The organism is Enterobacter cloacae complex sp. ECL352, from assembly GCF_020149545.1.
Lineage (GTDB): Bacteria > Pseudomonadota > Gammaproteobacteria > Enterobacterales > Enterobacteriaceae > Enterobacter > Enterobacter asburiae_B.
The window spans coordinates 2412470-2426710 of sequence record NZ_CP083709.1; the positions used below are offsets into that span (position 1 = coordinate 2412470).

General features: G+C 54.3%; 13 protein-coding genes, 1 tRNA gene and 1 pseudogene. 11 read left to right on the forward strand and 4 right to left on the reverse strand.

Features of this window, described 5'->3' with window-relative positions; all coding sequences use genetic code 11:
• Positions 1-53: 53 nt before the first annotated feature.
• Positions 54-638, reverse strand: a complete 585-nt coding sequence (locus LBF07_RS11775; RefSeq protein WP_032661969.1) for a fimbrial protein — start codon at positions 636-638, stop codon at positions 54-56.
• 53 nt (positions 639-691) lie between these two features.
• Positions 692-1294: a LuxR C-terminal-related transcriptional regulator gene (locus LBF07_RS11780; RefSeq protein ID WP_094935836.1), complete on the reverse strand. Its 603-nt coding sequence runs from the start codon at positions 1292-1294 to the stop codon at positions 692-694.
• 706 nt (positions 1295-2000) lie between these two features.
• Here LBF07_RS11780 and LBF07_RS11785 point away from each other — a divergent pair.
• From LBF07_RS11785 to LBF07_RS11825, 9 genes are all read left to right on the forward strand, one after another.
• Positions 2001-2762: a winged helix-turn-helix domain-containing protein gene (locus LBF07_RS11785; protein ID WP_069303461.1), complete on the forward strand. Its 762-nt coding sequence runs from the start codon at positions 2001-2003 to the stop codon at positions 2760-2762.
• Between the two features lies 1 nt (position 2763).
• On the forward strand, positions 2764-3243 hold the full coding sequence (locus LBF07_RS11790) for a hypothetical protein (RefSeq protein WP_023309865.1): 480 nt from the start codon (positions 2764-2766) through the stop codon (positions 3241-3243).
• A 189-nt stretch (positions 3244-3432) separates the two neighbouring features.
• The gene (locus LBF07_RS11795) at positions 3433-4371 is read left to right on the forward strand and encodes a GlxA family transcriptional regulator (RefSeq protein WP_094935835.1); all 939 of its coding nucleotides are present in this window, start codon (positions 3433-3435) and stop codon (positions 4369-4371) included.
• Between the two features lie 85 nt (positions 4372-4456).
• The gene (locus LBF07_RS11800) at positions 4457-5455 is read left to right on the forward strand and encodes a class I SAM-dependent methyltransferase (RefSeq protein WP_094935834.1); all 999 of its coding nucleotides are present in this window, start codon (positions 4457-4459) and stop codon (positions 5453-5455) included.
• Between the two features lie 356 nt (positions 5456-5811).
• A complete protein-coding gene (locus LBF07_RS11805; RefSeq protein ID WP_094935833.1) occupies positions 5812-6255 on the forward strand; it encodes an acetyltransferase in 444 nt (147 codons plus the stop codon).
• Between the two features lie 127 nt (positions 6256-6382).
• The gene (locus LBF07_RS11810) at positions 6383-6925 is read left to right on the forward strand and encodes a hypothetical protein (RefSeq protein ID WP_039263512.1); all 543 of its coding nucleotides are present in this window, start codon (positions 6383-6385) and stop codon (positions 6923-6925) included.
• Complete coding sequence (locus LBF07_RS11815) at positions 6922-7266, forward strand: putative T6SS immunity periplasmic lipoprotein (RefSeq protein ID WP_224435036.1); 345 nt, start codon at positions 6922-6924, stop codon at positions 7264-7266. The genes LBF07_RS11810 and LBF07_RS11815 overlap by 4 nt, the downstream gene beginning before the upstream one ends.
• An 11-nt stretch (positions 7267-7277) precedes the next feature.
• On the forward strand, positions 7278-7760 hold the full coding sequence (locus LBF07_RS11820) for a type VI secretion system tube protein TssD (RefSeq protein WP_109845907.1): 483 nt from the start codon (positions 7278-7280) through the stop codon (positions 7758-7760).
• Positions 7757-8299 carry a hypothetical protein gene (locus LBF07_RS11825; protein WP_126327667.1) on the forward strand — a complete coding sequence of 181 codons (543 nt, stop codon included), beginning with the start codon at positions 7757-7759 and terminating at the stop codon, positions 8297-8299. The genes LBF07_RS11820 and LBF07_RS11825 overlap by 4 nt, the downstream gene beginning before the upstream one ends.
• A 5-nt stretch (positions 8300-8304) precedes the next feature.
• On the opposite strand, the gene LBF07_RS11830 is transcribed toward LBF07_RS11825, so the two are convergent.
• Positions 8305-8399: transfer RNA gene (locus LBF07_RS11830), tRNA-Sec, on the reverse strand.
• Positions 8400-8687: 288 nt separating this feature from the next.
• Between LBF07_RS11830 and LBF07_RS11835 the strand changes: the two genes are divergently transcribed.
• Positions 8688-10079, forward strand: coding sequence for a glycoside-pentoside-hexuronide family transporter (locus LBF07_RS11835; RefSeq protein ID WP_094935073.1), 1392 nt, complete (start codon positions 8688-8690; stop codon positions 10077-10079).
• A 12-nt stretch (positions 10080-10091) separates the two neighbouring features.
• Positions 10092-12410: pseudogene (yicI, locus tag LBF07_RS11840) on the forward strand (alpha-xylosidase).
• 60 nt (positions 12411-12470) lie between these two features.
• Here the strand turns inward: yicI and LBF07_RS11845 are convergent.
• On the reverse strand, positions 12471-14174 hold the full coding sequence (locus LBF07_RS11845; RefSeq protein ID WP_094935075.1) for an AsmA family protein: 1704 nt from the start codon (positions 14172-14174) through the stop codon (positions 12471-12473).
• Between the last annotated feature and the right edge of the window lie 67 nt (positions 14175-14241).

Genomic DNA, 14241 nt, shown 5'->3' on the forward strand with positions numbered 1-14241 from the left:
AGTGTTTCTCCTGAAAGCTAAGACAGGCCCGGCTCGCAGACCGGGCCTGAGGATTACGAATAGGTCACGGTGTAGGTTGCGACGGCGCTGGCATCACCCGCGGTGGCGCCGCCCTTCGGCGAGTAATATTTCGCGCTGAAGTTCAGGGTGTTGGCACCCTTACGCAGAGGGATGGCCGCAGCAGGTTCACCCAGGTTCACCACGTTGCCCTGCTCGTCATAAAGGCGAATAGCCACGTTTTGCGCAGAGTTGGCGCTGCCGTTTGCTCCGACGGACAAGCTATTAACATCGGAAGTGTCCGGCGTGCCGGTGAAGGTGACGGCCACGGTTGTGGCGGCAATCGGGTTCTCATCCGTAGAGGCTGAGGTATCGGCGATTTCGCAATCTTCCAGGGTGATGGCAAACGCTTTTGCCGTGCTGGCAACGCTGCCTGCCGTCTTCAGCGTTGCGGTACGCACTTCACCCATATCCACGTCAATGTTGGCGCTTCCTGCGCTGATGGCGCAGGCGGAGGTCACCACTTTGCCGCTAAAGTTCACCGTGCCGCCGCTGGTGCCGGCAGCCAGGGCCGTGCCCGCTGGCAGTAATGCCGCAATAGCGATCGCGAGCAGCGTTTTATTATTGAATTGAGCTTTCATTGTCCTGATTCCATTATGGTGTTATGTCGAGATTTGCTCTGAAAGCAGCAGGTCTAACTGGTTAAAAAGACCAGCAAATCTGTCTTGTTCCTGAGCCCGAGTTTTCTTATCGCTGAGCTTTTTAACGCGCTGACACGACGGTAAGAAAGCTGCTCTGTTTCGGCGATGTAACGCATATCCAGACCCTTTCGCAGTTCCTTCAATACCCTCCATTCACCCGGCGTCAGCGATAACGCCGTGGGTTTTTTTATTGGGCGATAACGGCTATCGACCATTTTTAATACGCTGGCTCGCCAGTGATAAAGCGGGTCCTGCAGCGAGAGATAGGCGTCTATTTCACCGCGTATCCACAGCCAGGAATTTGCCGGTGCGGAATACATGCAAATAAGTACGTCGGGATAAAGTACTTTCATCTTCCTGATATATTTCAGGCAGTCATATCCCGCGTGATATTTCTCCATGCCGGATAAAAAAATCACGTCTACCGGTGCGGCCGCGAGTATCGCTTCGATCTCCGCGTAATTATCGATCGATGCTGTAATCTGCATAGCCGGGACAATATTTTTTAATAACGCGGCGATCCCCCGGCGCGCAAAGTGATCTCCACCCAATAGCGCGATATTTAAATGACGTGTGTTGTTGAGCTTATTCGCCATGTCATTCCCTCGATTTATAATTGTAATGAGACTCGTCTGTCTGGCAGATCGATGCCTGTATTTTCGAAGCAATTAAGCATTGCACGGTGTGAGCCCACTATACTCAGGGCGTAAAAGAGGTAACCTGAATTAATCTTAATTTGTTTTAAGTACGGTTTAGGTGTAGCGTCAATTTCTCCTCGCTGAACCGGCTTTTGCTTATTTGCCTGTAAATAATCATACCGGTAGTTTTTATTGAAAAGTTGGCTTTAATAAATGTTTTGTAAGGAAATAGTCTGGAGACGTCATGCGACGAGGGTTGTTACTGACGGTGGCTAACAGTTTCGCACCGAAATTGTTAATTAAGACGACAGCTTTCGAATTGGTCGTAATTTCGAAACCCGCTGGCAGAGCGCGTCCTCTCTGCTTTTGATTAAAAAAACAAATTAAGCGCGCTGAATAATTCAGACAATGATGGCTAAAGCGTTCAACGGGCGCCTTTGTCGAGTTTTGTCAGTGTCAAGACGGCTTAAAATGGCGGTTAAGAAAACTTCAGACTGGTCAGATAAAGAGAAAGGAAAAATAAGATTTTTCGCCAGGCGCCAGGATATACAGTTGCGCATTTATCCGTCACATTAATCCTTACACAGGCGAGGGATACGCAGGTTAACCGTGAAGGGAATCTACTGGAGCAACAGGCGTTGACCGGAGGTATTTAGCCCATTCTATGCATAAGCATTACATTATTAATGGCCTGGTAGAGTTTCATCCAGCGGCCAGCACATTACGCGATCTCAACAATCCTGACCGGGTGGTGGTATTAAATTCCCCGGCGGGGCGCTGTTTGTTGTTATTAATAGAAAGAGTCGGAAGTATTGTGACTCAACAGGAGTGCATGGATATTGTCTGGCAGCGCCGGGGGATGCTGGTTTCGCCTAATACCTACTACCAGAATATTTCTATTCTGCGTAAGGGGCTGAAGAAAGTGGGGTTTGAAACCGATCCGATTGTCACTATCCCGCGCATTGGACTAACGCTCGCAAGCGATACGCAAATCACCGTTAAAGAGACGCAGCCGCAGGCTGAAGAGGAAGAACGTGCTGCTCCGGATGTCTGCGAAGAGACTGTCGGCCCGACGGCCCCGACACGCCGCTTCTGGCTGCCGGGCGCGCTGGTGCTATTGCTGATGCTGGCTGGCGTGAGCGTTATCAGCCATAACCTGCTGCATGACAGCTATTTCGTCGACGGGTACCGCTTCGCGATGAAGATGGGCGAATGCCAGCTCTATTTTTCTCGCGATATTGAAACGCAGCGCGACAGGGATAAAGCCCTGGCCTATGCCGCCCCGTTTAAGGACCAGTGCGCTAACTATCCCTGGGTTTACGTCAGCGGCTACATCCTGCTGCCTCGCGCATCGGTCATTCGCTGTGACAGGCCAATGACGGAACCCAACCGCTGTATGTCCGATTATTTTATAGAGGATCGCTAGTATGGTTCGCTACCGTCAAACGCTTGTTGCGCTCTGCCTGTGCCTGTTGATGGGGGCTGTCGTGGCAGCGTATTACCTCTGGCATCGCCATTACATCCAGCCCTTTTCCTGCCAGGCGAACTTTATTCAGCATCACCGTGATGAAACGCTCTCTCTGTGGCTGAATTACACCGTGGAGGGCAACAGCGGAATACTCAGCATGAATGGCCGGTTGAAAAGCGATCCTACGAAGACCCTGAATCGCAAAGTTTTCTTTCAGATTGAGCGCAAAGACAGCGTCTATAATCTGACGTCCATACGCAATATGAAATTTCCGGACGACAACATCAGCGACAGCTGGCTGGAGAAGTACGAGCCCTTATTTTTTATCTATCCGAATAAGAATATTTATATGCGTATTAAGAAACAGCAGAATGAGAATTATTTATTTATTCTGGGAACGCTGCCGACCTATGTGTGCCACACGTCAAAAAACGGATAGCGACAGGGAGAAATGTTTTTAAGTTTTTGCGGGCATCATTTATGCTTGATTTAACAGCCAGGACCTATCTTAGGAAAATATAACAGCAACAATAATGTTGCGATAATGTAATTATTCTTCGGCAAGTTAATGAATAATATAATTGATGATAGCGTCAGTATGACGCCTGCACGGAATAAATCCCTGCATATGGGTTTACTCCTGTGGCCCCATTTCTCGCTTTTCGCATATTCAGGATTAATAGAGGCGTTACGTATTGCATCCAGCGTCCAGAAGCGTAGCCAGAAAATACGCTTTAAACTCAGCCTGATAAGCACTTATCCCGACTTACCGATAGTGAGCAGCTCAGGGCTCAGCGTGCGGCCTGAGGCCGCCCATGCGCCGCCCGGCGATTTCGACTATATTGCGGCGATCGGCGGAGGTCTGGAGCATCTTCACCAGGGACACCGTGGCGACAGAGCGTTTCTCACGGAGGCTTATCACAACAACGTTCCCCTGATTGGTATTGGTACCGGCAGCTTTATTCTGGCGGAGGAAGAGTTACTGAACGAGCGCCGCGCCTCGATTCATCCTCATCACCATGACGTTTTCACGCAGCGGTTTCCGCAGGTTTATGCTGAGCAAGGCCTCGATTTTATCGACGAAGGCGATGTGCTGACCTGCCCGGGCGGGATCTCAACGCTCACCCTGGTAACGTCGCTGATCCGCGCCCACGGGGGAGACGACATTGCGGCCACCACCTCCCGGCGGCTGTCCCTTCCTCCGCATGACGCCGCCACGCCGCGGCCCGCGAATATCGCCATGATCCCTGATTCACGGCTGCGCAGGGCGGTGACGATCGTCGAACAGTATCTGACTCACCCGCTGAACGCCGCCAGGCTCGCGCAGGACGTTAAGCTGAGCGAACGCCAGCTTAACCGCCTGTTTCACGCCGAGTTTGGCAAAACGGCGCGGGAATTTATTCGCAGCGCCAGGCTGCGCTATGCCTGCTGGCTGCTGAAAAACTCTCAGCAGAGCGTGACGGATATTGCGCGGCGGATGCGGTTTAGCGACTGCGCCCACTTTATTCGTCATTTTCAGACCGAGTACGGCTGCACGCCGGGGGTATGGCGCACGTCGCAGAACTGATGCACCTATTTCGTGCTTTCTTCGTAGGGTATTACTGGCTCGCCTGGATAGACTTCCGTTAAAAGCCTAACGGAGGGAAGACGACATGAACTGGCAGCCTTTTCGCGGCGATGCACCGGAAAATATGACGATTTTCAGCGCGTCATTTCCCGACGTCAGCGACCAGTGGCCGATGAAAGACGACGCTGCCCGTGAGATCGCCTCCCTTGACCGCGCCCTGAAAGCCGAGCCAGCGCTCCGGCCTCCGAGGGTGGAATACGACGAAGGCGGGCAGGCCGTGCTTGTCCCGCAGAACCGCTATTCCGAAGAGGCCTTCCGCAACCGCCCGGCGCTCACCGCGTGGCGCACCCGGCTGGTGCCCTCCGCGCTGGCGCTGTTTGTGGTGCAAAACCCGCTGGAGGACCGCCTGCCCGACGGCACGAAAATGGACAGCGACAGCCGCCAGTGGTTTATCCACGCTAACGATGCGGTTGGCGTGCGATCCCGCGCCAGGGTGCTGGCCGCGCTGGTGGATAAGTACATTCACAACGAAAGTGAAAATAACTGGGTTAGCCTCGCAAGCGGTGCCGCCATTCCGGTGCTGGAGGCGCTGCGCGAAGCAAAGCTCGACGGCCAGCGTGTATATCTCACGCTGGTGGACAAAGACCCGGTGGCGCTCAGCTGGGCCGAAACCATGGCGGCGCAGGAAGGGATTGTGGTGGGCGAACAGCTGACGCTGCTCAGGCGCAACCTGCTCCATACGCTGGTGCGTAACGAAGACCTGCTGCTGGAGCTCGGCGAGCATCAGGCCGAACTGGTCGACGCGCTTGGGATTTTCGAATACTTCAACGATACCGATGCGGTGATTTTTCTCCAGCGCGCCCTGCGGCTGGTCAAACCCGGCGGCGCGGTGATTGTGTCGAACATGCTGACCAGCAGCCCGCAAATTGACTTTGTGCTGCGGGGTATCGGCTGGGAGGATATTCACCCGAGGTCGTTACAGCAGCTGCAGGATATCCACCTCGCGGCGGGCGTGCCGGTGGAAGACGTCACCGTGGTGGTGCCGAAGGATGGGGTGTATGCGGTGATGGAGATTAGGGTTTAGCTCGAACGGTGTGGGATGACAAACCGCACAATCGGTTCCCTCTCCCTTGAGGGAGAGGGCTAGGGTGAGGGGGAACAGGGCGCAACAATATTTACCGTTCCTCAGTTGTTCGGTTAAACCGAACAACTGTCATAAAGGATTGACTCGTTTCCCTGTTCTCATTCCCAGGTGATGATTCTTACTTGCCATGATCTATCATTTGCCTGGTTTCCTGAACCAACTTTAGGGCCATTTCCTTGATACGCTCTCTACTTTCAGATGTACCAGAGTTTATAACTTCATTTAAGGTCTTCGTTTTATTGCCTCCATGCTTCTGGATACTTGATTTAATCTCTGCGCTCTATAATGATCCCCCCATGAAAATAGAAACCGCACTCCCTACATACTTTGAACGTCTGGTCGCGATCTGGGAATCCTCCGTCCGCGCCACCCATCACTTTTTACAGGAAAGCGATATTGCGGCGTTGCGCCCGCTATTGCTTAACGCCTATCTGCCTAACCTCAAGGTCGTGATCGCTCGCGATGACGCAGGCGTTATTCACGGCTTTTTAGGCGTGGATGAAAACCGCATTGAAATGCTGTTTGTTGATGACGCGAGTCGCGGGAAGGGCGTCGGGAAATTGCTGCTGCAACACGCCACCGCAGCGTTCGGCGCGAACGAAGTGGACGTGAATGAGCAGAACCCGCAGGGTGTGGGATTTTATCGCCATATGGGGTTTGAGCAGGTCGGACGCTCGGAACTGGACGGGCAGGGGAATCCGTTTCCGTTGCTGCATATGCGGTTGGGTGAGTATAAATAATCAGTAGATAATTTAAAACGTTACCGTAATTTCTGAGGGATATAATAACACCCTTATCATTCATTAAAAAAATAATTGTATTAAGTTACGGTGATATTAATATAGCTCTCGCAAAAGGAGAGCGCAGATGAGCGATGGAATAAAAATTGGCGGAGTGCGACTGCTAACGCTCGGTGAAATTAACCTTGCCAAAACACTTTATGGTTTAAGTATTCGTTATAATGAAGTGTGGATTCATCGGGGAAGTTATTTGCCCTTCAATATGCAGAATTTCAGAACCGCAATGACGCCAAACGGTGAGATTTATTTTATGGAAGGTACGTATGAAAACGACTTTTCCATGTCCCATCAAAGAATGTCTCGTATCGTCGGAGCGCATCTTTTTCTGCATGAAATGATGCATGTTTGGCAGCATCAGCACGGTATGATGGTACGCCTTCGCGGAGCATTCTCCTGGGCTGTCGACTATTCCTACCATTTAGATAAACATCACTTGCTTGATTACGGTCTCGAGCAACAAGCCTCTATCGTCAGTGATTTCTGGCTGCTCAATACCTATGGATTTGATCCCCGCAGCAACCTGCATAAACTCATTGATTACGACCCATCGGAACCAAAACAGGATCTTCTCAGGCGGTATGAAGCTATTTTAGGAGACTTTCCACAGTGAAACTAAAAATTCTATTCATTCCGATTATCTCAATGTTGACCGGTTGTCCGGGTGAAAACCTGAATATTCCTGAGCAGCGAACGATCATGATAAATGGCAATCATTTTTGTTTTAGTGTTGACGAAAAAGATATTTTGAATGGATATACAATTTCGTCTATGCAACACGGTGAATATAAAGAGTTTGCGGCCGAATTTCAAAGGCGTTCATATCCAGATAGTTGTATCGAGATTGCCCTGCCAGCTGGCTATGCCTATGAAATCTCTTATACCTTGAATGAGCGAAATTATTACTATCCATTTTTCAAGGATAATGACGGCAGAGTCATAAATTATCATTAGGAGGAAAGTCAATGTCATTACCCGCGTACATGTTTCTTTATGATGAAAATGGAAACCCGATCAAAGGCAGCTGCAACGTTTCGGGCAGAGAAGGCGCGATTGAGATCCTTAACAGCAATTACCACATCCATCAGGTTTGCAGCGCCAGCACGGGCAATCTTATGGGGGCCAGAGAACATGGGGCATTCACGATCCATAAGCAGATCGACAAAACGTCGCCTTACTTTGCAGATGCTTTATGTCAAAGCAAAAGGCTACAGAAAGCGGTTATCCACTACTATGATGTGAACGAAGCAGGATTTGAATTCGAGGTGTACCGCATAACGCTGGATAGTATCGTGATTATGTCTGTCGATGCTGCCCATACCTGGGTTCCGGGGGCGCCTGGTCATAATATGATGGAAAGCATCGGGATTCGTTATCGCGGTATCGAGTGGTTTTATCTGGAAGGACACATTAAATATGAGGATCACTGGAATAAGGTGCCTCAGTGATGCTGTTAGTGAAGATTGGGTCCCTCTACCTTGATGGAGAGGGATTTAAAAAATTAGTTACTGGTAATTTGCCCGATGATTACGCCACGCACTTTTTCGCCATCGAAGTAATAGGAGACCGTATTACTCTGGATGAATCCATTCTGTACTGGCGTCTCCTGATAAAAAAGCATCGCTTTCTTTCTGGAAGGTCAAAAAGAATTTTCTTTAAAGGTGTAATGAGCTTTTACCCACTCGTCACGAATGAGAGGCAGTTAAGAGAACTGGATGGATGGTTAGTTTCTACTATTTATAGAGCTTTATTGTTAAGATCAAAACTTCTTGCTCAGCATGGATATAACAGAAATCATAGTTTCCCATTCAATCAGTCTAAAGTTAACTTACTTACTAATTGTTCAAAAGTTAAAATTAATGGAAAAAAATTATTGGAGATTCCTAGTTTCCTTTTGATCAGCAAAGCATTAAGGAAAGGGTTAATAGAAAATGGCATTGAAAGAGTAATGAATCCCAATTCACAAAATTACAACTACCGATGGTAGGGGACTGGCGGAAGATCACAGGAGTCGAACCTGCCCGGGAACGCTGGCGTCCCCAACTGGATTTGAAGTCCAGCCACCTCACCGGAGATGACGATCTTCCGCGCCTCGATTGCTACATGGAGGCGGGGCGCATTATAGCTACTTTCAGGCATTTACCACATACCCCGACACACTTTTTTCACCTCTCTTTTGACCTGTACACCCCTGTTTCAGTTAATTCCTAAGAAAATCCTCATGTTAGCCCCTCGTGCTTCCAACATTTACCGCGATCACAAAAAACAAGAAACGTAATCTGCTAACCAGAAAACGCAATACCCGCTCCTGAAACAATGGTTTAAAACTCTGTAACCGGTCTCAGCGCCCCCTACAGCGTGAAGGATAAAAAAAGATGAGCGAAGTATTGTCAGTTAAAGAGAAGATTGGCTACGGCATGGGAGATGCCGCCAGCCACATCATTTTTGATAACGTCATGTTGTACATGATGTTTTTCTACACCGATATTTTCGGCATTCCCGCCGGGTTTGTCGGCACCATGTTTCTGCTGGCGCGCGCGCTGGATGCGATCTCCGACCCGTGCATGGGGCTGATTGCCGACCGCACCCGCAGCCGCTGGGGCAAATTCCGTCCGTGGATTTTGTTCGGCGCCATCCCGTTCGGCATCGTCTGCGTGCTGGCCTACACCACCCCGGACCTCAGCCTCAACGGCAAAATGGTTTACGCCGCCGTTACCTACACCCTGCTGACCCTGCTCTATACCGTGGTCAACATTCCCTACTGCGCGCTGGGCGGCGTGATCACCAACGACCCGACGCAGCGTATCTCCCTTCAGTCCTGGCGCTTTGTGCTGGCGACCGCGGGCGGCATGCTCTCCACGGTGCTGATGATGCCGCTGGTGAACCTGATTGGCGGCGACGATAAGGCACTCGGCTTCCAGGGCGGGATCGCCGTGCTGTCGGTGGTCGCGTTCCTGATGCTGGCGTTCTGCTTCTTCACCACCAAAGAGCGCATCCAGGTGCCGCCGAGCACCACCTCCATGCGGGAAGACCTGCGCGACATCTGGCACAACGACCAGTGGCGCATCGTCGGCGTGCTCACCATCCTTAACATCCTCGCCGTCTGCGTGCGCGGCGGCGCGATGATGTACTACTGCACCTGGATCATGGGCTCGCCGGAGGTGTTCGTCGCGTTCCTCACCACCTACTGCGTCGGCAACCTGATTGGCTCCGCGCTGGCGAAACCGCTCACCGACTGGAAGTGCAAGGTCAGCATCTTCTGGTGGACCAACGCCGCGCTGGCGGTGGTCAGCGTGGCGATGTTCTTCGTGCCGATGCACGCCACCGTGCTGATGTTCGCCTTTATCTTCGTCATCGGCGTGCTGCACCAGCTGGTGACGCCGATCCAGTGGGTGATGATGTCCGATACCGTCGACTACGGTGAATGGACCAACGGCAAACGCCTGACCGGCATCAGCTTTGCGGGCACGCTGTTCGTGCTGAAGCTCGGCCTGGCGCTGGGCGGGGCAATGATCGGCTGGATGCTGGCTGGCGGCGGCTACGACGCGGCAGCCAAAAGCCAGAACAGCGCGACCATCAGCATCATTATCGGCCTGTTTACCCTGGCCCCGGCGGCCTGCTACGTGCTGAGCGCCATTATCGCCAAGCGCTACTACACGCTGAAAACCCCCTTCCTGACCAAAATCCTGGGCGAGCTGGCGCAGGGGGCGCGCCGCAATCAGCAGGAGTTTGAAAACCTGCCGGTCAGCAAAGAATTGCAGAACTAAGAGGACGCAAGCATGAAAATCAGTGATGGAAACTGGCTTATTCAACCGGGCCTGAACGTGACGTATCCGGTTCAGGTGTTCGACGTGGAGCAGCAGGGCAACGACCTTGTGGTGTATGTGGCGCCGCGCGACGTGCGCGAACGCACCTGGCAGCTCGACACGTTGATGTTCACGGTGCGCCTGTTTTCCCCGCAGGAAGGGATTGTCGGGGTGCGCATCGAGCATTTCCAGGGCGTGCTGAATAACGGCCCGCACTATCCGCTGAACGTTCTGAAAGACGTGAAGGTAGAGATTGAAAACAACGCCGACTTTGCCGAGCTGAAAAGCGGAAGCGTCAGCGTGCTCGTCACCTAAGGCGAGTTCTGGGCGCTGGATTTCCTGCGCAACGGCCAGCGCATTACCGGCAGCCAGCTGAAAAACAACGGCTACGTGCAGGACAGCAATACCGACCGCAATTACGTGTTCGAACGTCTGGATCTGGGCGTGGGGGAAACGGTCTACGGTCTGGGCGAGCGCTTTACCGCGCTGGTGCGCAACGGCCAGACGGTCGAAACCTGGAACCGCGACGGCGGCACCAGCACCGAGCAGTCCTACAAAAACATCCCGTTCTACCTGACCAACCGCGGCTACGGCGTGCTGGTGAATCATCCCGAGAACGTCTCGTTTGAAGTCGGCTCCGAGAAGGTCTCCAAAGTGCAGTTCAGCGTGGAAGGGGAATATCTCGAATACTTCGTGATCGACGGCCCGACGCCGAAAGAGGTGCTGAACCGCTATACGCGGTTCACCGGGCGTCCGGCGCTGCCGCCTGCCTGGTCGTTCGGCCTGTGGCTCACCACCTCGTTCACCACCAACTACGACGAAGCGACGGTAAACAGCTTTATCGACGGCATGGCCGAGCGCGACCTGCCGCTGCACGTCTTCCACTTCGACTGCTTCTGGATGAAGGCCTTTCAGTGGTGCGACTTCGAGTGGGACCCGGTGACCTTCCCGGATCCGGAAGGGATGATCCGCCGCCTGAAAGAGAAAGGCCTGAAGGTCTGCGTGTGGATTAACCCGTACATCGGCCAGAAATCCCCGATCTTCCGGGAGCTGAAAGAGAAGGGCTACCTGCTCAGGCGCCCGGACGGCTCCCTGTGGCAGTGGGACAAATGGCAGCCGGGGCTGGCAATCTACGACTTCACCAACCCGGACGCGTGCCGGTGGTATGCCGACAGGCTGAAAGGCCTGGTGGAGATCGGCGTCGACTGCTTCAAGACCGACTTCGGCGAGCGTATCCCGACGGACGTGCAGTGGTTCGACGGGTCCGATCCGCAGAAGATGCATAACCACTACGCCTACATCTATAACGAGCTGGTGTGGAACGTGCTGAAGGAGACGGTGGGGGAGGAAGAGGCGGTGCTGTTTGCCCGCTCGGCGTCCGTCGGGGCGCAGCAGTTCCCGGTGCACTGGGGCGGTGACTGCTACGCCAACTATGAATCCATGGCCGAAAGCCTGCGCGGCGGGCTGTCGATTGGCCTGTCCGGCTTCGGGTTCTGGAGCCACGATATTGGCGGGTTCGAAAACACCGCTCCGGCGCATGTCTACAAACGCTGGTGCGCGTTCGGGCTGTTCTCCAGCCACAGCCGCCTGCACGGCAGCAAATCCTATCGCGTGCCGTGGGCGTACGATGACGAGTCCTGCGACGTGGTGCGCCACTTCACCCAGCAGAAGTGTCAGCTGATGCCGTACCTGTATCGTCAGGCGGCGCTGGCCCGCGAGTTCGGCACGCCGATGCTGCGGGCGATGATGCTGGAGTTCCCGGACGATCCGGCATGCGATTACCTCGACCGCCAGTACATGCTGGGGGATGCGGTGATGGTCGCGCCGGTGTTCTCCGAGGCGGGCGACGTGCAGTTCTACCTGCCGGAAGGACGCTGGACGCATCTGTGGCATAACGACGAAATTCAGGGCAGCCGCTGGCATAAGCAGCAGCACGATTTCATGAGCCTGCCGGTCTACGTGCGCGATAACACCCTGCTGGCGCTGGGCAACAATAACCAGAAGCCGGACTACGCGTGGAACGCGGGGACGGCCTTCCAGCTGTTTAACCTGGACGATGGCTCAACGGCGGTGAGCGAAGTGCCTGCGGCGGACGGGGCCGTGGCGTTTACGCTGAAGGCGTCACGTCGGGGCGATATCGTGACCTTTACCGGCGCGGGAGACGCGAAAAACTGGTCCGTGTGCTTGCGCAACGTACAGAAGGTGAGCGGCGTGAAGGGGGGTTCACACGCGGGCAGCGAGTGGGGTGTGGTAGTGAAAGCGGAGGGGAATGAGGTGGTGGTTCACCTTTAATTCCCCTCACCCTAACCCTCTCCCCAAAGGGGCGAGGGAAGGGTTTGCTCCCTCTCCCTTTCAGGGAGAGGGCTGGGGTGAGGGTGCGGTCGATACTACACCGCCCGTCATCGTCTGCTGCACCTGCTGTTTATCCATATTTACCGCGTTCAGCTTGCCGTTCACCGTTGGCTTCAACGGTGCGCTGGCCTGCACGCTGCCGCTGGCGGTGAGCTGAATATTGCCGTCGCCCGTAATCGGCAGCGCAGGCCAGCCCCACTGCTGCAGCACGTTGAGCGGCACGCCGCGGCCGTTCAGGCTCACCGTGGTCTGCCGCTGCGGCAGCTGAGAAACCGTCGCCGTGGCTTCCAGAATGCCTTTCTCGGTAAAGGCGCTCAGGTCGGTAATGTTCACCGTGGCGGCGTTCGCATTCAGCGCCAGCGACGGACGACGCACGTCCACGCGGTTAAAGGTCGCTGCCGCGCCGTTCAGGGTTGCGCTACCGCCCCAGATACCCCACTGGCGATCTTTCACCAGCTGCAGGTTTGCGCCGTAGCCGTCCAGAGAGGTGATCTGCCACGGGAAGGCGGGATCGATGTCGATCACCAGGTTGCGGCTCAGGCCGAATTTTTGCAGCGTGACGCTGTTCAGCCATTCCGGCAGAGGCTCCATCCACAGCGTTTTCCAGTTCTGCGGCAGGGTGTACTCCAGCCCGGCGATGGCAACATCGTCCAGCACCAGCGCTTTACCGTCGCGCAGCCAGTTACCGGACGTGCGCACCATGCCGCCTTCCCAGCGGGAGGTGAACTGACGCAGCGCCATGCCCTGCGGGGAAAACTCCGCATTCAGGATCGGGTCGAAAAGATGCAGCGAGCCGTAGATAAACTCGCTGGCGTTCATGGACAGCCGGCCTTCCTGGCTCTGCCAGTCGCCTTGGCTGAGAGTCAGGTTGCGCAGGCTTAAATCGAGATCGGTCACCGCCCAGTCCGGGCCCTGAAGCCGGGCGTCGGTCACGTCCAGACGACCAATCTGCAGAGAGGGGATGGAGGCCAGCGGCGCGAAGAACGCCATCAGCGTTTTATCGCTCTGCAGGCGGATCTCATTCAGGCGCATCGTGTCGATAATCCAGCTCCCGTCGGCGTTGCGCAGGGCGGAGCCGGTAAGCGAGCCACGGGCCATGTCGGCACCAATCGTTTTCAGCACCACTTCCTTGCCGTTGAGCTGGCCCTCGATCAGCACGTTGGTCGCCAGTACGCCGTTCAGGGTCAGCGAGCCCGCGCTCATCTGGATCTGCGCGTTGTTCCCCAGCACGTTGCCCGCTTCCGGCTGCCACGGGCTGACGCCGCCCGTGACCTTCTGCGCGCTCAAGTCCCATTCAGTATTCGGGCTGTTAAAGGCCATGTTGTTCAGCTGCAGGCGATCCGCCTGGAAAGGCAGCGGTGCCGTCTGGGGCGAGAGATTCAGCGTGCCGTCGAACAGGGTGATGGTGTCCATATGCAGCGGATCGGTTATCTGGCGGCTGCTCAGACCGATATCGACTTTTTTGGCTACCAGCGTGGCGGGTTTACCGTCCCGACCGAAGGTGACGTTTTCCAGAATGATGTGGGAAGGCGACGAAAAGCGGTGATTCATCTTGTCGAAACTGAGTTCGTAGTCGGTATTCACCGTCACCCAGCTGCTGACCTGAGACGCGCCCCAGCGGGTCTGGAGCAAAATGTAGAACGCCAGCAGCACAATGAGCAGGGCTACCAGAAGATAGATGAGGAGCTTTCCAATAAATTTCATGGTCTTCCATCCCGCAAAACGCACATAAGGGAGTTATGCACGATTTATGCGCAATCCTCAAGGCGGG